The 19,959-nt window shown below is 63.6% G+C and carries 19 protein-coding genes; 6 read left to right on the top strand and 13 right to left on the bottom strand.

Features of this window, described 5'->3' with window-relative positions; all coding sequences use genetic code 11:
• The 5 genes from ABIE35_RS02545 to ABIE35_RS02565 all read right to left on the bottom strand — a co-directional run bounded on the left by ABIE35_RS02545 (position 1) and on the right by ABIE35_RS02565 (position 6,917).
• Entirely contained in the window at positions 1-1,122 is a 1,122-nt protein-coding gene (locus ABIE35_RS02545) for a Ppx/GppA phosphatase family protein (protein ID WP_354512291.1), read from the bottom strand.
• 88 nt (positions 1,123-1,210) lie between these two features.
• A complete protein-coding gene (locus ABIE35_RS02550) occupies positions 1,211-1,645 on the bottom strand; it encodes an SseB family protein (RefSeq protein WP_141281152.1) in 435 nt (144 codons plus the stop codon).
• 66 nt (positions 1,646-1,711) lie between these two features.
• Entirely contained in the window at positions 1,712-4,435 is a 2,724-nt protein-coding gene (gene topA / locus ABIE35_RS02555; RefSeq protein WP_280623479.1) for a type I DNA topoisomerase, read from the bottom strand.
• Between the two features lie 125 nt (positions 4,436-4,560).
• Positions 4,561-5,244, bottom strand: a complete 684-nt coding sequence (locus tag ABIE35_RS02560; protein ID WP_369746684.1) for an ArsR/SmtB family transcription factor — start codon at positions 5,242-5,244, stop codon at positions 4,561-4,563.
• Positions 5,245-5,267: 23 nt separating this feature from the next.
• On the bottom strand, positions 5,268-6,917 hold the full coding sequence (locus tag ABIE35_RS02565) for a DUF7059 domain-containing protein (RefSeq protein ID WP_354512292.1): 1,650 nt from the start codon (positions 6,915-6,917) through the stop codon (positions 5,268-5,270).
• 92 nt (positions 6,918-7,009) lie between these two features.
• Between ABIE35_RS02565 and ABIE35_RS02570 the strand changes: the two genes are divergently transcribed.
• Positions 7,010-7,453, top strand: a complete 444-nt coding sequence (locus ABIE35_RS02570) for a DUF6023 family protein (RefSeq protein ID WP_354512293.1) — start codon at positions 7,010-7,012, stop codon at positions 7,451-7,453.
• A gap of 65 nt (positions 7,454-7,518) precedes the next feature.
• Positions 7,519-8,049, top strand: coding sequence for a DUF6023 family protein (locus ABIE35_RS02575; RefSeq protein ID WP_354512294.1), 531 nt, complete (start codon positions 7,519-7,521; stop codon positions 8,047-8,049).
• 7 nt (positions 8,050-8,056) lie between these two features.
• Here ABIE35_RS02575 and trhO read toward each other — a convergent pair whose 3' ends face one another.
• The gene (gene trhO / locus ABIE35_RS02580) at positions 8,057-8,953 is read right to left on the bottom strand and encodes an oxygen-dependent tRNA uridine(34) hydroxylase TrhO (protein WP_354512295.1); all 897 of its coding nucleotides are present in this window, start codon (positions 8,951-8,953) and stop codon (positions 8,057-8,059) included.
• Between the two features lie 159 nt (positions 8,954-9,112).
• Between trhO and ABIE35_RS02585 the strand changes: the two genes are divergently transcribed.
• On the top strand, positions 9,113-9,808 hold the full coding sequence (locus ABIE35_RS02585; protein WP_354512296.1) for a GNAT family N-acetyltransferase: 696 nt from the start codon (positions 9,113-9,115) through the stop codon (positions 9,806-9,808).
• Between the two features lie 93 nt (positions 9,809-9,901).
• A complete protein-coding gene (locus ABIE35_RS02590; RefSeq protein ID WP_354512297.1) occupies positions 9,902-12,244 on the top strand; it encodes a DEAD/DEAH box helicase in 2,343 nt (780 codons plus the stop codon).
• A 33-nt stretch (positions 12,245-12,277) separates the two neighbouring features.
• Here ABIE35_RS02590 and ABIE35_RS02595 read toward each other — a convergent pair whose 3' ends face one another.
• The 7 genes from ABIE35_RS02595 to ssd all read right to left on the bottom strand — a co-directional run bounded on the left by ABIE35_RS02595 (position 12,278) and on the right by ssd (position 17,739).
• Positions 12,278-12,640 carry an Rv3654c family TadE-like protein gene (locus ABIE35_RS02595; protein WP_354512298.1) on the bottom strand — a complete coding sequence of 121 codons (363 nt, stop codon included), beginning with the start codon at positions 12,638-12,640 and terminating at the stop codon, positions 12,278-12,280.
• The gene (locus ABIE35_RS02600; RefSeq protein ID WP_502921345.1) at positions 12,637-13,122 is read right to left on the bottom strand and encodes a TadE family type IV pilus minor pilin; all 486 of its coding nucleotides are present in this window, start codon (positions 13,120-13,122) and stop codon (positions 12,637-12,639) included. The genes ABIE35_RS02595 and ABIE35_RS02600 overlap by 4 nt, the downstream gene beginning before the upstream one ends.
• Positions 13,119-13,508, bottom strand: a complete 390-nt coding sequence (locus tag ABIE35_RS02605; RefSeq protein WP_354512300.1) for a DUF4244 domain-containing protein — start codon at positions 13,506-13,508, stop codon at positions 13,119-13,121. The genes ABIE35_RS02600 and ABIE35_RS02605 overlap by 4 nt, the downstream gene beginning before the upstream one ends.
• 283 nt (positions 13,509-13,791) lie before the next feature.
• Positions 13,792-14,475 carry a type II secretion system F family protein gene (locus tag ABIE35_RS02610; RefSeq protein ID WP_354512301.1) on the bottom strand — a complete coding sequence of 228 codons (684 nt, stop codon included), beginning with the start codon at positions 14,473-14,475 and terminating at the stop codon, positions 13,792-13,794.
• On the bottom strand, positions 14,475-15,083 hold the full coding sequence (locus tag ABIE35_RS02615; RefSeq protein ID WP_354512357.1) for a type II secretion system F family protein: 609 nt from the start codon (positions 15,081-15,083) through the stop codon (positions 14,475-14,477). The genes ABIE35_RS02610 and ABIE35_RS02615 overlap by 1 nt, the downstream gene beginning before the upstream one ends.
• A 188-nt stretch (positions 15,084-15,271) precedes the next feature.
• Positions 15,272-16,624 carry a TadA family conjugal transfer-associated ATPase gene (locus tag ABIE35_RS02620; RefSeq protein WP_354512302.1) on the bottom strand — a complete coding sequence of 451 codons (1,353 nt, stop codon included), beginning with the start codon at positions 16,622-16,624 and terminating at the stop codon, positions 15,272-15,274.
• On the bottom strand, positions 16,621-17,739 hold the full coding sequence (ssd, locus tag ABIE35_RS02625) for a septum site-determining protein Ssd (RefSeq protein ID WP_354512303.1): 1,119 nt from the start codon (positions 17,737-17,739) through the stop codon (positions 16,621-16,623). The genes ABIE35_RS02620 and ssd overlap by 4 nt, the downstream gene beginning before the upstream one ends.
• Before the next feature lie 142 nt (positions 17,740-17,881).
• Here ssd and ABIE35_RS02630 point away from each other — a divergent pair, with 142 nt between their 5' ends.
• Both ABIE35_RS02630 and ABIE35_RS02635 read left to right on the top strand, forming a co-directional pair.
• On the top strand, positions 17,882-19,573 hold the full coding sequence (locus tag ABIE35_RS02630) for a bifunctional 3'-5' exonuclease/DNA polymerase (RefSeq protein WP_354512304.1): 1,692 nt from the start codon (positions 17,882-17,884) through the stop codon (positions 19,571-19,573).
• A gap of 171 nt (positions 19,574-19,744) precedes the next feature.
• A complete protein-coding gene (locus ABIE35_RS02635) occupies positions 19,745-19,945 on the top strand; it encodes a YegP family protein (protein WP_354512305.1) in 201 nt (66 codons plus the stop codon).
• Positions 19,946-19,959: the final 14 nt, after the last annotated feature.

Genomic DNA, 19,959 nt, shown 5'->3' on the forward strand with positions numbered 1-19,959 from the left:
TCAGGAGGCCAGCCCGCCTGCCACGGGGGCTGGGATTGGTGCAGGGGACGGGGTGTTTACGGGAACAGGAAATTCCTTGATCCCGGAGTGGGGCTGGTTGTTGTCCACCGTTTTGGTACCGTCCTTGGCTGCTTTCTTCTTGGACTTGTCCTTCTTCCGCTTGCCCACATGGGGAGCCGGGTCGAGGGCCTCTTCGAACACCAGCTGGTCAAGCCGCCGCAGGATCAGGCCTTCCCGCAGCGCCCATGGACAAATTTCCATGGTGGGGAACTCAAAGAGCTCCAGCGCAGCCTCGGCCACCAGCGCGCCTGCCAACAGTTGGCGGGCACGGGCATCCGAGACGCCCGGGAGGTACAGCCTGTCTTCCACGGTCATGGCGGAAATGCGCTGGGCCCAAAGGCCAAGGTCCGCTGCGTGGAGTTCGCGCTTCACGTATGGTCCAGCTGCGCTGGGAGCAGCTCCGGCGATGCGGGCCAGCGAACGGAAGGTCTTGGAGGTGCCCGCCACCAGGTTCGCGCGGCCCAGCTCATGGAAATTACGGACCACCGGCTTCAGGGTGGAACGGATGTAACGCCGCAGTTCCTTGACGCTCTTGGCAGTTGGCGGATCATCGTGGAGCCAGTCCCGCGTCAGGCGGCTGGCACCCAGGGGAACGGAGGTGGCGAACTCAGGGAGCTCGTCCGTTCCGTAGGCCATTTCAAACGAGCCACCCCCGATGTCGAGGTCCAGGATGGGCCCTGCGCCCCATCCATACCAACGGCGTACAGCAAAGAAGGTCATGGAGGCTTCTTCGCTGCCCGTGAGTTCCTGGAGGGTCACCGTGGTTTCGTGTTTCACCTTGGCCAGGACTTCCGGGCCGTTGGTGGCCTCGCGGATGGCGGACGTACAGAACGCCAGAAGGTCCTCCGCTTTGTGGCTGGCCGCGAACTCCCAGGCTTCCAGCACAAACTCGATGAGCTCATGCTGGCCGGCGTCATTGATGTTGCCGTCACCGTCAAGGTATTGCACCAAGGACAGAGGACGTTTGTGGGATGCGAAAGCCACCGGACGCGCGCCCGGATGAGCATCCACAAGCAGCAGATGGACGGTGTTGGAACCGATGTCTAGAACGCCAAGACGCATTCTGCCATTATTCACCGATTCGAAGCCCGCGAAGCAACTTGGCGACGACGTTTCGTCGACGGAAGGGTGGCTGATGGTGGGGCGGGCCCTATTCCGCGGGCTCCCCAGCTTCGTCTGCACGCTTGAAGTCGCGGCGGATGTTGGCGATGCCTTCGGGATCAATTTCGAAGCCGAACTCGCTGCCCGGGTTGATGACCATGCCCAGTTCATCACCGATGTTGCCGAGGATCGCCGAGCCCATGGTGCCCAGGACGTGCGGGGCTGCTTCGAGGAAGCGCTCATCGACGCGGCTCGGGTGGCTGAAGACTGCCAGGACGGGCTGGCCGTCGGCGTTGGAGAGCACCAGCGGCTCCACCGACGAGTCCGGGCCGTCCACGGCTTCGGAGCTGACCAGGTAAACCTCGTTGTTGAGGAAAGCGAGGATGACATCCACCGGGTTGGCGTCCGGCTGCTCGGCCGAGGCGAGCTTCGCCTCGAGGTCGTTCAAGGGTTCGTTGTCCGGTGAAACAGTCTGTTCAGTCATGGTTCTACTCGACCACGATGCCGGCCGGGACGCAATTCGCGCATGCTGTCCCGGCCTTCGCTGAAGCTACTTCTTGGCTGCGGTCTTCCTGGCCGGCGCTTTGCGGGTGGTGGTCCGCTTGACCGGGCCCTTGGCCCTTTTTTCAGCCAAAAGTTCGACGGCGCGTTCCCGGGTCAGTTCCTCCAGCGAGGTGGTGCGCGGGACCGTGATGTTGGTGATGCCGTCTGTGATGTACGGGCCGAACCGGCCTTCCTTCACCACGATGTTCTTTTCCGAAACAGGGTCCGGGCCGAACTCGGCAAGCGGCGGTACAGCCGCACGGGCTCCCCGCTGCTTGGGCTGTGAATAGATCTCCAGTGCCTGTTCCAAGGTAATCGTGAAGATTTCCTCTTCCGAACCGATGGAGCGGGAATCCGTGCCCTTCTTCAGGTACGGACCAAAGCGGCCGTTCTGCACCGTGATGGGATTGCCGTCAGCATCCTCACCGAGTACCCGCGGAAGGCTCATGAGCTGCAGCGCCTCGTCAAGGGTAACCGTGTCCACGGTCATGGACTTGAACAGCGATCCTGTACGCGGCTTGGCCTTTACTGGCTTCTTGGGCGGCTTCGGCTTGCCGTTCTTGTAGTACTCAACCGGCTGGTTGGCCAACTGTTCCTCTGTCATTTCCGGGATGATCTCGGTGACGTAGGCCCCGTAACGGCCGTTCTTGGCCACCACGGTGTGCCCGGTGTGGGGATCAGTGCCCAGGACGCGTTCCTCCGGGGCGGCAGTCTCCATCAACTCAATGGCTTTGGCTGCCGTGAGTTCATCCGGGGCAAGTTCCTCAGGGACGTTGGCCCGGGAGGACTCAACTACCTCGCCGGTCTTCTGGTCGATGGTGGGGATCGAGCTTTCCAGGTAGGGTCCGAACTTGCCTACGCGGAGTGTAATGCCTTCGGCGATGGGCACGGAGTTGATCTCGCGGGCGTCGATTTCGCCGAGGTTGTTGACGATGCTCAGCAGACCCGGATCGGCGTCTTCACCGTAGTAGAAGTGCTTGAGCCAGGCGGCGCCTGCGGCCTGGCCATTGGCGATCTTGTCCAGGTCGCCTTCCATGTCCGCAGTGAACTCGTAGTCCACGTAGTCCGTGAAGTGTTGTTCCAGCAAACGGATCACCGAGAAAGCAATCCAGCTCGGAACCAGGGCGGAACCCTGCTTCCGGACATACCCGCGGTCCTGGATGGTGGAAATCGTGGAGGCATAAGTGGACGGACGGCCGATGCCCCGCTTTTCCAGTTCAGCAGTCAGCGAGGCTTCTGTGTACCGCGGCGGTGGAGACGTTTCGTGTCCTACAGCCTGGATTTCCGATGCTTTCAGGGAGTCGCCCTTGGCAACATTGGGCAAGCGACGGGCTTCGTCCGACTCATCATCGCCGCGGCTCTCGTCCTTACCTTCTTCATAGGCGGCCAGGAAGCCGGGAAAGGTGATGACGGTACCGGAAGCCGAGAATTCGGCGTCGCGTCCGTCTGCCGCCACCGCACCGAGGCGGATAGTGGCGGTGGAGCCCTTGGCGTCGGCCATCTGCGAGGCGACGGTGCGCTTCCAGATGAGCTCGTACAACCGGAACTCATCGCCGCTCAGCTGCTTGGCAACCTGTGCCGGGGTGCGGAAAGAGTCTCCTGCGGGACGGATGGCCTCGTGCGCTTCCTGCGCGTTGGCTGCCTTGTTGGCGTAAACGCGGGGGCTCTGGGGCACGTACTCAGGGCCGTAGAGCTCGGCGGCCTGGCGGCGGGATGCCGTGAGGGCTTCGTCGCTCAACGCCGAGGAGTCGGTACGCATATACGTGATGTAGCCGTTTTCATACAGGCGCTGGGCTACCTGCATGGTGCTCTTGGAGGAGAAGCGCAGCTTGCGGCCGGCTTCCTGCTGCAGCGTCGACGTGGTGAACGGTGCGGCCGGACGGCGGGTGTACGGCTTGGTATCTACGGAGCGTACGCGGAATTCGGCGTTTTCCAGGCCCGCGGCCAAGGACGTGGCAAGTTCCTCGTTGAGGTGCACCACTGTGGAGGAGGTGAGCTGGCCGTTGTCATTGAAGTCACGGCCACTGGCAACCTTGGAACCGTCCACAGCAGCAAGCTTGGCCTTGAAGGAACCCGAGTCAGCACCGAACTGGCCGGTGAGGTCCCAGTAGGAGGCTGCCCGGAATGCCATGCGTTCACGTTCGCGGTCCACCACCATGCGGGTCACCACGGACTGCACGCGGCCGGCCGAAAGCCCGCGGGCAACCTTGCGCCACAGGACAGGAGAGATCTCGTAGCCATACAGGCGGTCGAGGATGCGGCGGGTTTCCTGCGCATCCACCAAAGCGGTGTCCACATCGCGCAGGTTGTCCATGGCGCGGTGGATGGCTTCCTTGGTGATTTCACCAAAGGTCATGCGATAGACGGGAACCTTGGGTTTCAGGACCTCCAAGAGGTGCCACGCGATGGCCTCGCCTTCGCGGTCCCCATCGGTTGCGAGGTAGAGCGCATCAGCGTCTTTAAGCTGGGCCTTGAGCTCGGCAACCTTTTTCTTCTTGTCCGGGGAGACAACGTAGTACGGCTTGAAGTCGTTTTCGATGTCGACGGCGAACTTGCCCAGCGAGGTCTTCTTCAGTTCTGCAGGGAGATCAGACGGCTGCGGGAGGTCCCGGATGTGGCCGATGGAAGCCTCGACGATGAAGCCTTCGCCAAGGTACTTGGCGATGGTCTTACTCTTGGCGGGAGACTCCACGATCACGAGTTTCTTGCCGGTTTTTGCCTTGCTGGGCACGGTGCTCCTACAGAAAAAATGTGTAATTGGGCTGGTGCCCATATTGGCCTAGTTCACCATAGTTTGCAGAATCCTGCGTTTTGGTACGGAAACCAGGGCGGTCATTCGGTGACCAGGCCGGAGGGTTATTGCCCAGGTGCCACGCGGTCGTCCGGGATCATCGACCACAAGGTTGCCACACGTTCGGCACCTTCCGGAATCTGCGTGGGATCCTCAAGTTCGTACTCCCTCACGACCTCGCGGATTCTGTCCGCCAGTTCCTTCCGTTGCGGGTTGGTGAGATAGAGCAGGTTGCTGGAGAGGACCACCGATACCGGCTCGTCTCCCCCTTCACCGCGCTGGCGGCGCTCCCCCCGGGCTTTGGCGAAGGCAGAAGCGCGCCGACGGAACGCATCGAGCTCCAGGTCAACCACGGCAATCTCGGGGCTGGCGACACTGCCTCCGGAGATGGTGAAGTCTGTTCCGGCCGCCTTCCAACGCCGCTCGCGTGCATCGCCGGCATTTTCGGCCGGTGCCACGATTCCCCATTTCTGGAGGGCGCGGAGGTGGTAGCTCATGGCGCTGGGAGTCAGGCCGGTCCGGGCAGCGAGTTCGGTTGCTGTGTGGCTCACCTGGGTGGCGTAAAGCTCAGAAATGACCTCGATGCGGGCAGCGTGCGCCAAGGCGCGGATAGCCTTGGGATCGGTGATCTCAACCGTCTTCTCGGCCCGCTTCCGCCGCGGAACGTCGCCTGACGTTTGGGATGTCTCGTTGTTCGCAATCACTTGATCAGTGTAGTCAGGGTCACTTGCGGGACCATCGGAGTTCATCGCCGGCGGCGTCGCGTCGCTGCTCATTCGCTGGTCTGCGTCGGGTCCGGAAGCAGGAAACCCTCAAGGACGAGGTTGGTGACATCCCTGTACAGGCCCTCCGTGAAAGCGTCCTCGTCAAAGTCCTCGTCACCTCCCAACAGCGAGACCAGGGCCGCCACGATCTGGCGGACCGACAACTCTCCATCGCAGGCAGAGGCGAAACCTGCAAGCTCCGTGCTGAGTAGATTGGTCCTGCGGAGGCCTGCACCCTGCCTCAGCAGGATGACACCCGGGTGGGCAGCTCCAGGTCGCTGGTGGCGTTCTTCGGTCACGTCCTCCGCTACTACCAGATGCGCGTCGGCCACCGGGGTGGCGGCCACCCAATCGGCCCGTTCCACGGCCGCGCCCAGATGCGGTCCGATGGGTTGTTCGATGGGATAGGTGATCTCTTCGAAGCGGCTGATGATGGGCCGGTGTCCTGGCTCGGGGCGGCGCAGCCAGATCATGCCGAAGCCGATCCCTTCCACGTTCCTGGAGGCGAAGTCGTCCAGGTAAGCGGCGTACGACTCCTTGTACTGCTCACGGTCACGGTTCTGCGAGGCATCCTGCAGCCAGGTCTCCGCATACTGTTCCGGATCCACTTGCTCGCGCTGGATGAACCACACGTCAAGACCCGAGTCCTTCAGCCACGCAGTGGGACGGTCCTTCCAGTCCGAGCCCTCTGTAACCTCCCAGTTGCCCAGCATTTGTGCGGTGCCCCCGGGTTCCAGGACGCTTGCAAGTGATTGCACCAACGAAGCTACGATCCCGTCACCCGGAAGTCCGCCGTCGCGGTAGGTGAACTGGTCCGACGACGATTCCCCGCCCGTCCTGGGTGTAATCACGAAGGGAGGGTTGGACACCACCAAGCCGAACTGTTCACCCTCCACAGGGTCCAGGAGCGATCCCAGGCGCAGGCTTACCCGGCTTTCCAAGTCCTGGGGATCCAGATCAAGCTCCGCCGCGTTCAGCAGCAGGTTGAACCGGGTAAATGCCAGTGCCCTTGAGGAGATGTCCGTTGCAGTAACGTGCTCGCAATGGTGCAGCAGGTGGAAGGTCTGTATCCCGCAGCCAGTCCCCAGGTCCAGGGCGCGTTTGGTGTGTTGCCTGAAGGTGGTTTGGACCAGCGTTGTGGAGGCGCGGCCAATGCCCAGGACATGGTCGTGACGCAGGACTCCCGGCTGTTGGTGGGCGGCGAGGTCACTGGCGACCCAGAGTTCGGCGCCACCGCTGCCGTCAGCATTCGCGTCCCACCCGTAGGGGCGCAGGTCTACTGTGACCCGGACGACCCCGCCATCCATGGCAGCCAGGCCAAGTTCCACGAGTCCTTGGGTACGGACTCCGGGCAGGGCGGAGTCAACGTCGGCCACGGACTGTGGGACGGCCAGAAGCCAGAGACGGACAATCACAGCCAGTGACCGGACCGCGGGATCGTGCGAGTCCTTCAACCGCTCGGTGGCCAGGAGCGCAGGAACCACTTGGTCCCGGCTAAGCGCTGCTGAAGCCGACTCCCCCAGCAGGGCAGCCACCCCGTCCACGGTGTAGGAGAGGGCGCGAAGGTCCCTGGCAAGCACCTGGAGCAGACCGGGTTGGTCGCTTCGGGGAGCATCGTCAGTGTTGCCGGCGGTAAACAAGAATGCTGTGTCAGTCACCCTGCAAGTGTAGGGGCGGCCCGCCGGGCCGGGCGGTCCCGTTCCGGGCTATGTGGACAAAGGACGCCGCTGGAACCCGGTAGCGTGGAATCATGCTCAACTTCTCCTCCACAAGGCGCCGCGCGGGCCTTGGTGCCCTGGCCGCTGGTGTCCTGCTGGGGGTCAGCGCCTGCCAGGCGCCGGTCAACATCGCAGATGCAGACGTTCCCGCTTGGAAGGAAAAGGTCCTCCCGACAGCAAGCGGCGCGGTCCTGGAGGACTCCGGCAAGATCCTCAACCGGGACCCCTTGGTCAAGGAATCGCCAAGCGTGTCCGCCGGGACCTTTACGCTCACCATGGCGTGCGACGGCGGCGGCAAGGCCTACTTCGCAGTTTCCTTGAGCGGAGACAAAATCGCCGATGCTGCTGCAGCATGCAACGGCAGCCTCGATGTGGTGAAAATCAAAGTGCCTGCCGCCGGCCCCCTCAGTATCTCGACAAGCAGCGTCGATGCCCCACTGATTTACGCTTATCACCTGGCTCCGACGGCAAGCTAGAAGGCTCCGGATTTCTTCCACCCACAAGCCTTCAGACAGCGGCCACCCGGGCGTAAAGTCAGTGCATGGGCAGCAAGGCAGCTTGCTCGGTGATGTCACAGCGGCTGGCGAGGGCCGCCGTCGTGCTTCTCGTTGTCCTGGGCGGCGGCGTGGCTGGTTGCGAATACACCTATGAGGACGGCGGCAGGCCGGAGGGCACCGCCACCTCTACTGCAGGAAACGTCGCTCTTCCGCCCGATCCGGCGCTGGAAGAAACCGTCAGCGGCGATGCCCTTGAAGAATGGGCAAAGGCTGCGCTGCCTGAGTCGCAAGGTCAGTCGTTCTACTCCAGCAGCGGCTATCTGAACCCCGGTGAGTCCAAATCCGAGCAAACGGTGCAGTTGCCCGGAGGAACATACGCCGTGACGCTGGCATGCCGTGGCACCCGCCGGGTCACGTTCGCCGTGACGTTGAACGATGTGGCCCTGGTGGACCTGACTTTGGGATGCGCCAACGCGCGGGTAAGCGTGGTTCAACTGGACAAGGACGCCATCCTGTCCATCACGGTCGGATCCAGGTCCGATGCCAATTTCGCCTACCGGGTAAGCAGGCTATAAGGCCGCACTAAGCGGCTTCGCAGCCTCCGGGGCAGCGCAGCGTTTCCGGACTTGAGGCGCATTCGGCACAGTACAGGGTCAGAGTGCGGCAACTGAGGTTGGAGCAATTCTCGAACTTGTTGGTGGGGGCAGCGCAGCGGACGCATTCGCCAATGGTTTTGGCGTCCTCGCTGAACTCAACGTGCATGCGCTTGTCAAAGACATAAAGGGAACCTTCCCAGAGCCCTTTGTCCTTGAACGTTTCTCCGTAGCGGACAATCCCGCCATCCAACTGGTAGACCTCTTTGAAGCCCCTGTTGACCATCAGGCTGGATAGGACTTCGCAGCGGATTCCACCGGTGCAATAGGTGACGACCGGCTTGTCCTTGAGGTCGTCGTACTTGCCCGAGTCCAGTTCCTTGATGAAGTCGTGCGTGGTGTCCACGTCCGGAACGATCGCATCCTTGAACTTGCCGATCTGTGCCTCGAACGCGTTGCGGCCGTCAAAGAAGACCACGTCCTCGCCACTGGACTTCCTGGCCTCCACCAGCGCGTGGAGTTCCTCCGGCTGCAGGTGCTTGCCCCCACCCACCACGCCGTTGGCATCAACCTTGAGTTCCCCGGGAGCACCGAACGAGACGATTTCATCGCGGACCTTGACGCTGAGGCGCGGGAAATCTGCGGCGCTTCCCTCCGACCATTTGAAGTCGATCCCGTGGAAGCCCTTATATTCACGCGTGGTCTTCACGTACTGCTTCATGTTGTTCAGTTCGCCGCCCACCGTGGCATTGATGCCGTCCTTCGATATGAGGATCCGGCCGGTGAGGCCCAGTTTCTCGCAGAGGGCGCGCTGCCACAGACGCACGGCGTCGGGGTCGGCGATCGGGGTAAAGCCATAGAAGAGCACAATTCGGTTCAAAGCCACTATTCAAGGGTACTTGGTGCAGTAAAATCGCAGGCCGGCCACACTTCCGGCCCGGCTGGCGCAGCGCCTGCCGATAGGAGAAGTCACAATTCCATAAGCAAGCATTCCGGGGCTGATCGGGCTCTGTTGCTTCATGGTGCGCTGGCATACTCTCTCTACATGAGTCCAGACGCGTTGGTTGAAGACATTGCGCACCTCTTGGAAGTCTGGGTAGCCGGCTGGTCCGGCTGCCGCGGCTATGAGTCACGCCAAGAAGGCCGCTTCCCTGCTGCGCTTCGCGCCGACAAAACCGGTGACTGGGAGTATTTTGCCCACGATCCCTCGGACGAAGAGTTCACCGCCCTTGCGGGCAAGACCGCAGAAGCCCCTACCCGGATCCTGACGGTCCTCACCAACGACGTCCAACGGTACAAGTACCTGGCTGAGCAGCACGGGCTGACCGTGACGTCCGCATCGCAAACCATGATGATCGTGGACATGGAAACCCAGGATTCCGAGGACCCGTGGCTGCCCGACGACGACCTTGAACTCGCCACCTCCGAATCCAACGGAGTCCACTACGCCGTGGTCCATTCCGGCGAGCAGGTGGCCGCCAGCGGACGGGTCTTCGTGGTGGACGGTACCGCCGTCTTCGACAAGATCGTCACCGAACCGGACTTCCAGCGCCGTGGGCTTGGAAGCTTCATCATGAAGGCCCTCGCCGCCCAAGCGTTCTCGCATGATGTGGAGAACGGGCTTCTGCTGGCATCCCTGGACGGCCAGAAGCTCTACTCCCATCTTGGCTGGGACGTGGTGTGCCACGTGCTCATGATGTCCGCCAGCGGCACTGAAGGGTCCGACCTTTCAGGGGCGTAGCTTCTCTCGGTTCGGCTACTGGTTGAGCCAGGTTCGACGGCGGCGTCCTCGGGTGCCGCCGTCGGCATGCCCGCACAGTGACAGAATGATTCGGTGGCTGCACCTCATTCATTGATCTCCCTGCTGGGCCGGACGCCTGACCCGGAACAGCTGCGCCATGTCCACACCATCCCCGCCAGGAAGGCCGTCAATGAGCCGTGGCCGGGCTGGGTCCATCCCGACGTCGTGGGGGCCTATGAGGCCCTGGGGATCCACGAACCGTACCGGCACCAGGTCCAGGCCGCCGACCTCGCCCACTCCGGACAGCACGTGGTGATCGCCACTGGAACGGCATCCGGAAAGTCGCTCGCCTACCAACTGCCGGCTCTGGACGCGATACACCGTTCCGAATTGCGGGTCCTGGCCGACCCAGGGAAGATCCATGACGACGGTGCCGTCACCCTGTACTTGTCCCCCACCAAGGCGTTGGCGGCGGACCAGCTCGCCGCGATCCGCTCGCTGAAGCTGCCCACCGTACGGGCAGAGACCTACGACGGCGACACCGATGTTGCGTCGCGCCGTTGGATCCGCGATCACGCGAACTTCATCCTGGCCAACCCGGACATGCTGCACTTCGGCATCCTGCCCAACCACACCTGGTGGGCAAAGTTTTTCCGGCGGCTGCGCTACGTGATTGTGGACGAGGCCCACAGCTACCGCGGTGTCTTCGGCTCCCACGTGGCAAACCTGATGCGGCGGCTCCGGCGGATCTGCGCCTACTACGGTGCAGGAAACACGTTCCCCGAGCCGGTATTCATTGCCGCGTCCGCCACCGCCTCCGACCCCGGCGTTTCTTTTGGCCGGCTCATCGGTGCGCCTGTCAGGGAGGTTTCCGAGGACTGCTCGCCCCACGGTTCCACCACAGTTGCTTTTTGGGAGCCGGCGCTCACGGACGTCAAGGGTGAGAACGGTGCCAAGCAGCGGCGGACCGCCGTAGCCGAAACAGCGGACATCCTGGCAAACCTCGTTTCCTCGCGTGTGAGGACCATCGCGTTCATCAAGTCGCGCCGCGGAGCCGAGTCCATTGCCTCCATCACCAAAAGACTCCTGGACGAGGTGGACCCCAGCTTGCCGGGGCGGGTTGCTGCCTATAGGTCCGGGTACCTGCCCGAAGAGCGGCGGGCTTTGGAGCAGGCTCTGAGGTCCGGTCAGCTGCTGGGCGTTTCCAGTACCTCGGCATTGGAGCTGGGCATCGATATTTCGGGGCTGGATGCGGTGCTGGTGGCTGGATGGCCGGGCACCCGGGCTTCGCTTTTCCAGCAGATTGGCCGGGCAGGGCGCGCAGGACAGGATGCCATCGCCGCTTTTGTTGCCAGCGATGACCCCTTGGACACTTACCTGGTGAACCATCCCGAGGCCATCTTTGACGTCTCTGTGGAAGCCACCGTTTTTGATCCCGGCAACCCGTACGTTCTTGGTCCCCATTTGTGTGCAGCGGCCGCTGAGTTGCCGATCGGGCCGGCCGAGCTCGACCTTTTTGGCCCCACCTCCGAAGGGCTGCTGGACCGTCTTGTGGTCCAGGGATACCTCCGCAAACGGCCTGCGGGTTGGTTCTGGACCCATCCGGAGAGTGCTGCCGGAATGGTGAACCTCCGGGCGGACGGAGGCGGTCCAGTGAGCATCGTTGATGCCGAAACGGGGTCGCTGCTGGGGACCATGGACTCGCCGCAAACCCACTACCAAGCCCATACAGGTGCGATCTATGTCCACCAAGACGAGAGCTACCTGGTGGAGGACCTCAACGAGGCCGACCACTGCGTGATGGTGCGCCGGGTCAACCCCGACTTCTACACCACGGCACGCGACGTAACCCAGATTGAAGTTCTCGAAACGTCGCGCTCGGTCCAGTGGGGCGACATCACCGCGCATTTTGGCGACGTCAAAGTGACTACACAAGTTGTCTCCTTCCAACGTAAGGCCCTGATTTCCAACGAGATCCTCGGTGAGGAACCCTTGGAGTTGGGCGCCCGGGATCTCTTTACCAAGGCCGTCTGGTTTGTAGTGGATAACCGCTCGCTTCACGGGGCAGGGCTGGTGGAAGCAGAGTTCCCGGGGGCACTTCATGCGGCAGAACACGCCGCCATTGGGCTTCTTCCCTTGGTTGCCTCCAGTGACCGCTGGGACATCGGCGGCGTCTCCACTGCCCTCCATGCCGACACCGGGGTACCCACGATCTTCGTCTACGACGGACATCCAGGTGGCGCCGGGTTCGCTGAGCGGGGCTTTGAAAAGGCCAAGATCTGGTTGACGGCGACCAAAGAAGCCATCCAGGCCTGTGAGTGTGAGGCCGGCTGCCCGTCCTGCGTCCAGTCCCCCAAATGTGGCAACAAGAACAACCCGCTGGACAAGGCAGCCGCCATCACGCTGCTGGGTGTGTTGCTGAAGGACGCCATCTAGGCCCCTCCAGGTCAGCCCTGCGAACAACGGCGCCTACGGAGGTGGCCCTGCCCGTGCCCGTCCCGTAGCGACTCCCCAGGCGAAGGGATGAGCCAACTCGGTAGCCACATCAGCTACGTTCCCTCCGGTTACTGTGCAGGATGTGACTGTTGCATCGTGCCGCGCCGCTACTTCGGAGGCCACCGTGCACGGTTCCCCTGAAGTGAGGCCCCTGGCAGCATCGGCGGCGGCGAGCGCAGCCAGGTCCGCAGCGGACGCAGCCCTGGACGCCATCACCCCTGCCTGGGCCAGGACCAGGACGCCCACGAGCAAGGCCATCACCACTGCACCCAGCGTCAGCGCGAGAACTGTTCCCGCCCCGCGCTCGAGATGGAAAGGGGTTGGAAACGGGTTCATGGCATGCCGGCCCCTGAGCCCGCTGATTCGGCATCAGCCCCCGAACCGGCTGACTCTGCGCGGGCGGAAGCCGACGCCGTCAACGTCCAAGGGATCAGTGATCCCACGGCTCCGCCTACCCGGGACGACGCCGTCACCGTGAGCCACCCGGCGTCGTTGGTAACGGACGAACTGACGCCGTCACCGGCAAGCCGCCTCACAATTCCTTCCACGGCACCACCCGTCTCGCCCCGCGCGGAGGCCCGTGCTCCTGCCGTGGCGGCTTCCTCCAATCGCAGTTGTGTGAGTCCCGCAGCGCCGCCTGCCAGCAGCAATGCCAAGAGGAAGACCACGGCCGGCAAGGCAACGGCGAACTCCGCGGTCACTGCGCCCGACTCCTCCCCGCCAGCCTTCTGACTGGATGATGGTCCGGCCTTCTGGCCGGATGTTGGTCCGGCGCAGGCAGCAGATGAACTCCTGCCGGCAGGCAGCACGTGCGTCATGGCAAGGACAGGGCCGTGCGAATCAGGTTGAGCAGGAAGCCGCGGACTTCTTCGCTCCGAAGGAGGACCACCAATAGCCCCGCGAGACCTACTGCAGCGAGGGTAGCGATGGCATACTCGGCCGTGGCCATACCGCTCTCCGAGCCCGGAAGCATTCCCCGTGTCCGGAGACGTTCATGACTCCTCCACAGGTTCTTCCGATGATGCCGCCCTGGTCGCTTCCGCAACGTTCCCTGGTCGCGGAGGTTCTCCGGCTCCCGCATGGCCAGCGCACCGTGCGACGTAGTGAGTTGAAGGTCCGTTCCAGTGGCCCGGAAGCCCGCTTCGCCGAAACCGGAATCCGTGAATTCCTCGAGTTCAAATTGCTCGATTCCAAAGGTCCTCATTCCTTGCTTCCCGGTTAAGGCGGCTCGATCCATCGAGGCTCGCTCCTGGCCAGCAGCACGGCGGCCCTGACGGCGGCCGGATTCGGCCCTGAAGAGTGTTCTCACTGTGGGTTCCTTTCAAGAAAAGCCAGCGGGTCCGCCGACTGATTCGACTCTTCCGTGGCTCGGTGCTGCCTGAAAGAAGGGGATTCCTCCAAGTGGATAACCCCCAATCGATCAGCAGGATGTGGAGGGAGAGTGGGGGCCATTCGCAGCCCACTCTGTGCCGATCATCGTGGACGCGTCATCCGGCAGGAAGCATGGCGATCAGGACCGGGACGATCCCCAGGCAGATGAATGCCGGCAGTGAGCAAAGGCCCAAGGGCACTACCAGTTTCACGCCCAACGCAGCGGCTCGCTTCTCGGCAGTCCGGAACTGTTCGCGCCGTTCCCTGGCGGCCTGTGCGTAGAGGATCGAAGCCGAGGGGGCGCCGGTTAAAGCTGCGAAAGCCAGTGCCTCCTTGAGACGGACCACCTCAGGCACGTGCTGGGTGGGAGTCCGCCACGCCGTCTCCCAATCCGCGCCGATGGCCAGCGCGGCCACCACTGGCCTGAGCGATCGCCTGATGGGTGGTGATGCACACCCGGAGATGAGTTCGAGTGCCCGCCCGATTCCAGCTCCGGCGTCGAGCATTGACGCCACCAGTTCCAGCATCATCGCGGTGTCTCGGAGACCGTCGGAGGGACCCTTTGGATCAGGCGGATCATTAAGGGCCAGCCCTTCCCCGGGATCTGGCCGTCTTCGGAGGCCCGACCCCTGGAAGATGTCCATGGCACTGGCCGCAACACGGCGGGGTGAACCCGTCAGTGACGCGGCGTCGGCATTCCGGATCAGCACGCGGGCCCTGGCACGAGTCGGCGCGGTGAACCACACGAAAGCCGCCAAGCCCAGGACGACGATCATCACCAGCATCAGGGGCCCAAGCATCACGCACTCCCGGCTGCGGAGGCCACCAGCCGTGAGGACCAAACGCGACCGGCCACCGTCAGGAGGAGACCGGCTGCGAAGGTAGCAACGCCCAGGACGTTGTCCAGCAGGATTCCCAACGGGTCAACGCCCAACGCCATCCCCAGCACCAGCCCGAAGACCGGGAGCCAGGACAACAGCTTGACTGTGGCTTTTGGTCCGGCGAGCGCCGTTTGCCGTGCGGCCTCTGCGTCTTCTTCGGCTTCCAACTGGGCGGCGAAACGGGTGAGGAGGTCAGCAAGCGGGCAACCGCTGGTTTCTGCCACCTCCAAGCACGCCGCCAACTCCATCCACACACGTCGCTCAGAGCTTCCGCGCCGGGGATATGTCCGGGCTGCGGTATCCCGGATTGCTTCAGCCGAAGAATTTCCCAGGTTGGATGCGGCCCTGGCTGCGGCCACAACCAGCAGCGACTCCTGGCTGAGTGCGGCAGTCACCGCTTCTGCCACTGTGTCCGGGCCGCCATCTTTGGTCGCTCGGGGGCCGTGGACCAACCAGAGTTCCTCCCACAATCTCGACGTTCCCCGCCCACCACGCAGCAAGGCCGCCAGCTGGTGCACCAGCACCACAAGTGGCAAGGGCTCAGTTCGCTTTCGCCGCCAGGCGTGACGAAACCCCACACCCGAACGGGCGCGGAGGGCGGCACCAGTCCCTCCTCCAGGCTCCCCCAAACTTTTCCGTACACGTCGGCCACTAACACGATGTCCCCGGAAGTGCTGCCAGGCCGAGAGCCCTGCAACGAGGACGAATGCGCCGATCATGGGATGGGCCAGGGACTCGGCGAACCATTCAGGGTCGCCCAGCTCCCGTCCGGCAGAGCGTCTGGCAGTGTGCCCGGCAGTGTGGATGCTGACATACCGTCCACTGGCAACGTCTCAGCTGACCTGCCCGGTGCCCCGCCGAAGCCGGGCCCGTCGAAACCGGTTGGCAACGACGGACGAAGCCGGCGGGCGAGGGCAGGCCAGGCGGGCCCACAGGTCATTCCTGTCGGATGCCAGTGGAGGGCGGAGACCACCTTCTGGCCTTCGGAAGTATCAGTCAGCACCCCTATCGAAGCCACTTTCCGTCCCGTGGGTGTCCGGTCGACGTGAATGACGACATCCAGGGCACTGGAAACCTGCAGCCGCACGGCCTCGGCGTTCAACCCCGCCAACGCTCCGAGGGCCACCAGCCGCGCGGGCACGGCTTCTGCCGCGTTGGCGTGGATGGTCCCGCCGCCGCCTGTATGCCCGGTGTTGAGTGCCGTCAGCAGTTCACGGACTTCAGCCCCGCGGCATTCTCCGACGATCAGCCGGTCCGGCCGCATGCGCAGCGCCTGGCGGACCAGTTCTCCAAGATCCAGCGCACCCCCGCCCTCAAGGTTTCCGTGCCGGGATTCAAGCGTCACTACGTGGGGGTGGACGGGGTTGAGTTCGGCGGCGTCCTCGATCAGGACCAACCGCTCCGTCGGGTGGCACAAGCCCAGCAGGGTGGACAGCAGCGTGGTCTTTCCCGATCCAGTAGCGCCACTGATCAGAAAGCTCAGTCTTTGGCTCATGATGGCCCTCAGAACCCACTCGCATTGTTCGGAGAACATTCCGCTTTCCCTCAACTCCGGCAGCGTGAACACGTTCTCGCGGCGGATACGGATGGACAGAAGGGTCCCGGTGGTGGATATCGGCGAGAGGACCGCGTGCACCCGGTAGCCGCCGTTGAGGCGCACGTCTACACAGGGCGACCCATCATCCAACCGACGGCCACCGGCTGAAACCAGTCGGGAGGCCAGGGACCTGATCTGTTGCTCGGTGTCGAAGTGCACCGATGACCTTTCAAGCCCTTGTCCGCGGTCCAGCCAGACGGAATTGGGGCCGTTGACGAAGATGTCTGTCACAGCCGGATTCTGGGCCAACTGTTGCAGGGGGCCCAACCCGTTCAGCTCAGCGTTGATGGACTCGGCGGCTTCCAGGGCGCCGGCGGTGCCCAGCAGCCTGCCGCTCGCCTGAACCGCCGCTGCGACTGTGGACGGCGTGACTGGTCCGTTGCCCGCGAGCACCGACTCCCGCACGGTTTCAAGGAGCAGGGAATCGAGTTTCCTGCCCTGCCTGCGTCGCGTTCCCTCAAACGGGTTCACTGGTTGGCACCGTCGAATCCCAGGACTGACATGGCAAACCGGTTGACCGGCCTGCGTCGGCCGAATTCAAGGATGCGTCCCAATTCGGTACCGGCTGCCACGCCCCTCACCTCGGGGAGGACGCCCAGCAGTGGCAGTCCCAGTGACTCTGCAATGAGCCCGGCGTCTACGGATGAGGCGCTGCTGCCACGGACCACCAGTCCTGCGTCGATGGGCGGAAGCTCGCTCAAGATGCGCCCTGCCGCTACCGCGGATTTGAGGTGGGCCTTGGCAAGGAGGACCATCCTGTCGCAGTCCCACGCGAGGTTCCGCACTCCTTCCCCACTTCGCCCTATGTCCACCAGGATGAGCTCAAAGCTGCGACGTGCGGCGTCCATGACCGCCGCTACTGCACGCGTGTCCGGGCTGTGGACCGCGTCCCGGGTTCCGGGCCAGGACAAGTAAGCAAAGCCTCCTGCGAAGGGCAAGGAATCCCGAAACTGGGCGGGATCTATGCTTCCACGGGTTTCGGAGAAGTCGGGCCACCTAAGTCCCGGGATGTCCTCAGCCGTTACAGCCAGTTCAAGGCCGCCACCCCAAGGATCGCCGTCGATGAGCATAGTGCTGACGCCGTAATCGGCGGCAGCTTGGGCCAGCCAGATGGCTGTTGTGGTTGCCCCCGCGCCGCCGCTGCCACCGATGATGCCCATGACCATGCCCCCGGGATCGGGAGACCCGGACATGCTGAGGTGTTCGGCCAGCCAGGCCGCAGCTTCGGGTAGAACGGCGACCCGTTCAGCGCCCAGGGCAGCGGCCAGCTCCCAGAGTTCGTCCCCGTCGGAAGCCCTGCCCAGCAGCACTGTGGGCGGGCGACGCCGAGGGGGCAACTCCCGGACATCGCTGCCCACCAAAACAACGTCGGCACTGTCCCAACCGTGCACCGCTTCGGTCACATCGATAGCTGTCGCGAGGCTTCCACCAGCGGCTGCAACAATCCGTTTGGCCTCTTCCTGCAGGTAGGGGTCTGCGGAGACGAGCAAAATGCCGGCAGTATCGTGCGGGACCCAGGTTCCGTCCATGTCCGCTTCCATTGGCTTGTTGATGGGTTGCCTGTGCCGGCGATCTCTCTTGCTCATGGATCCACGATGGTGGACCCGGCGAATCACCATAAGGGGCTGAAGCCCGTATGTGCACAACGTGGACCCGCCCCCCTGGCTTGACGCCGACTGTGGAGGAAGAGTGCCACGACAGCACCGCGCACAAGGCAGAATGGAGACCATGTATTTGCTGCTTGCCGCCCACCCGGAAGGCGCAGCCATACAAAGGATCTCTCCCAGCGGAAAAGCCACGGCGGACGCTCGCGTCGTCACCCGCGGTGAGCTGCCCGGCGTCGTGCGTGAATTCGAAGCCCAGCGGCCCCGCTGGGTGTGGCATCGCGCCACGGACTGGTATCCGGAACTGCTGACCCACGGCGTTGAGCTGGAGCGGTGCCATGATCTGGCGCTGTGCGGGGCCATCCTGGCGCACTCGGAATTCACGGCGGACACGGACTACGCCCGGCATGCGGTCAAGCTCACGCAGGACGACGACTCTACGCCGCCGCGCGTCCTCCAACCCCCGGCGCCGCCGGCAGACCAAGGCGCCCTGTTCGAGGACCTTGCGCCGTCGAGTACGAAAGCTGGGCTGGCCGAACTCACAGCAGAATTCGCAGCCCAACAGCATGCAGTCGCCCAAGTACCCACTGACGAGCAGCGAAAGCAGCGCCTTCAGCTGCTCCTCGCCGCCGAATCAGCCTGCGCCATCATCGCTGTTGAAATGCAACATGCCGGTGTCCCGTGGCGCGAAGAGCTGCATCAGCAGATCCTCGCCGACGTCCTGGGGCCACGGCCGCCGATGGGACACCGGCCTCCGGCCCTTGAAGCGCTCTGCGCCGAACTCCGGACCATCCTCAACTCGCCCGGTTTGAACCCGGATTCCCCTCAGGACCTCATGCGGGCGCTGCACCGGAACGGGATTGAGGTGAAGAGCACGCGTCAATGGGAACTGCAGGAATCAAAGCACCCTGCCATCCAGCCCCTGCTCGCCTACAAGAAACTCTCCCGGCTCCACACGGCCAACGGCTGGGCATGGCTGGACGCGTGGGTGCAGGACGGCCGGTTCCACCCGGAATACGTGGTGGGCGGCGTAGTGTCCGGTCGCTGGGCATCCCGGGGCGGCGGCGCCCTGCAGATCCCCCGGAACATCCGGGCTGCGGTGCATGCCAATCCCGGCCACAAGCTCATCGTCGCCGATGCCTCCCAGCTGGAACCCCGTGTGCTGGTTGCACTGGCCCAGGATACGAAAATGGCCGAAGCCGCCCGCGACAAAGACCTCTACGCAGGCATCGCAGCACAGGGGTTCGGCGGCGACCGGGCCAAGGCGAAGATCGCACTTCTGGGCGCTATTTACGGCGCCACTACTGGAGAATCGGGCAGGCTCATGCCCCAGCTCACGCGCACCTATCCACGCGCCGTCGGGTTCGTGGAGCAAGCCGCCCGCCAAGGCGAGGCCGGCAAGACGGTCACCACGCGGCTCGGCCGAAGCAGCCCGCCGCCGTCGACCGGCTGGTTGCGCAGCCAGCAATCCACCACTGCGGAAGAACAGCGCCGCGCAGATAACCTGGCGCGATCCCGTGGTCGGTTCACCCGCAACTTCGTGGTCCAGGGATCGGCCGCTGAATGGGCGGCGTGCTGGCTCGCTGAATTACGACGCCGGCTGCGGGCCATGCGCGCCGAAGGCTCACCTTCCGGGGAGCTCGTCTTCTTCCTGCACGACGAAGTGATGGTTCACGCCCCGGACGACGCGGTGGAAGCCTGCATCAGGGCCATCGAGGAAGCCGCCGCCGCGGCCAAGGAGCTCATGTTCGGTCGTATTCCGGTCGAGTTCCCGGTGAGTGTCGCCGTCGTCGAGTCTTACGACAAGGCGAAGTAGCCGCACGGTACCCATAACCTCGTGGACTATCCAGTCATATCTCGCCATATGAGGCGGAAAGACAAGTACCGCCAAGTAACTTTCGTTCTCCCCCGGTTCTGGCTACTTTCACTATGTGGGTACATCGCTGGTCCACATATGTTTGCAAGGAAGCATCAAGGGGGAGCATCAATGGCTGGCAGGTTCGAAATTCTCAAGGACAACGACGAAACGTACCGGTTCCGCCTGACCGCGGCCGACGGAACCGTCGTGGCCGAATCACCGACGTTCAGACACCTTGAGGGTGTCATTGCAGGCATCAACGCCGTCCGGGAAAACGCTGCCACCGGACTGGTAGTGGATCGTTCGACGGCGGCACGCAGGGCCGCCTGACAGCGACCAGCGCT

Source organism: Paenarthrobacter sp. 4246 (assembly GCF_040546855.1).
In the GTDB taxonomy this organism is placed as follows: domain Bacteria; phylum Actinomycetota; class Actinomycetes; order Actinomycetales; family Micrococcaceae; genus Arthrobacter.

What these genes read in the sequence shown, in the direction of transcription:
- ABIE35_RS02600 (WP_502921345.1), bottom strand. Translation starts at nt 13,122, where the DNA reads ATGACGCACGTGCTGCCTGCCGGCAGGAGTTCATCTGCTGCCTGCGCC.
- ABIE35_RS02570 (WP_354512293.1), top strand. Translation starts at nt 7,010, where the DNA reads ATGCTCAACTTCTCCTCCACAAGGCGCCGCGCGGGCCTTGGTGCCCTG.
- ABIE35_RS02605 (WP_354512300.1), bottom strand. Translation starts at nt 13,508, where the DNA reads ATGAGGACCTTTGGAATCGAGCAATTTGAACTCGAGGAATTCACGGAT.
- ABIE35_RS02630 (WP_354512304.1), top strand. Translation starts at nt 17,882, where the DNA reads ATGTATTTGCTGCTTGCCGCCCACCCGGAAGGCGCAGCCATACAAAGG.
- ABIE35_RS02560 (WP_369746684.1), bottom strand. Translation starts at nt 5,244, where the DNA reads ATGAACTCCGATGGTCCCGCAAGTGACCCTGACTACACTGATCAAGTG.
- ABIE35_RS02635 (WP_354512305.1), top strand. Translation starts at nt 19,745, where the DNA reads ATGGCTGGCAGGTTCGAAATTCTCAAGGACAACGACGAAACGTACCGG.
- ABIE35_RS02595 (WP_354512298.1), bottom strand. Translation starts at nt 12,640, where the DNA reads ATGAACCCGTTTCCAACCCCTTTCCATCTCGAGCGCGGGGCGGGAACA.
- ABIE35_RS02545 (WP_354512291.1), bottom strand. Translation starts at nt 1,122, where the DNA reads ATGCGTCTTGGCGTTCTAGACATCGGTTCCAACACCGTCCATCTGCTG.
- ABIE35_RS02550 (WP_141281152.1), bottom strand. Translation starts at nt 1,645, where the DNA reads ATGACTGAACAGACTGTTTCACCGGACAACGAACCCTTGAACGACCTC.
- ABIE35_RS02575 (WP_354512294.1), top strand. Translation starts at nt 7,519, where the DNA reads ATGGGCAGCAAGGCAGCTTGCTCGGTGATGTCACAGCGGCTGGCGAGG.
- ABIE35_RS02610 (WP_354512301.1), bottom strand. Translation starts at nt 14,475, where the DNA reads ATGCTTGGGCCCCTGATGCTGGTGATGATCGTCGTCCTGGGCTTGGCG.
- ABIE35_RS02585 (WP_354512296.1), top strand. Translation starts at nt 9,113, where the DNA reads ATGAGTCCAGACGCGTTGGTTGAAGACATTGCGCACCTCTTGGAAGTC.
- ssd (WP_354512303.1), bottom strand. Translation starts at nt 17,739, where the DNA reads ATGAGCAAGAGAGATCGCCGGCACAGGCAACCCATCAACAAGCCAATG.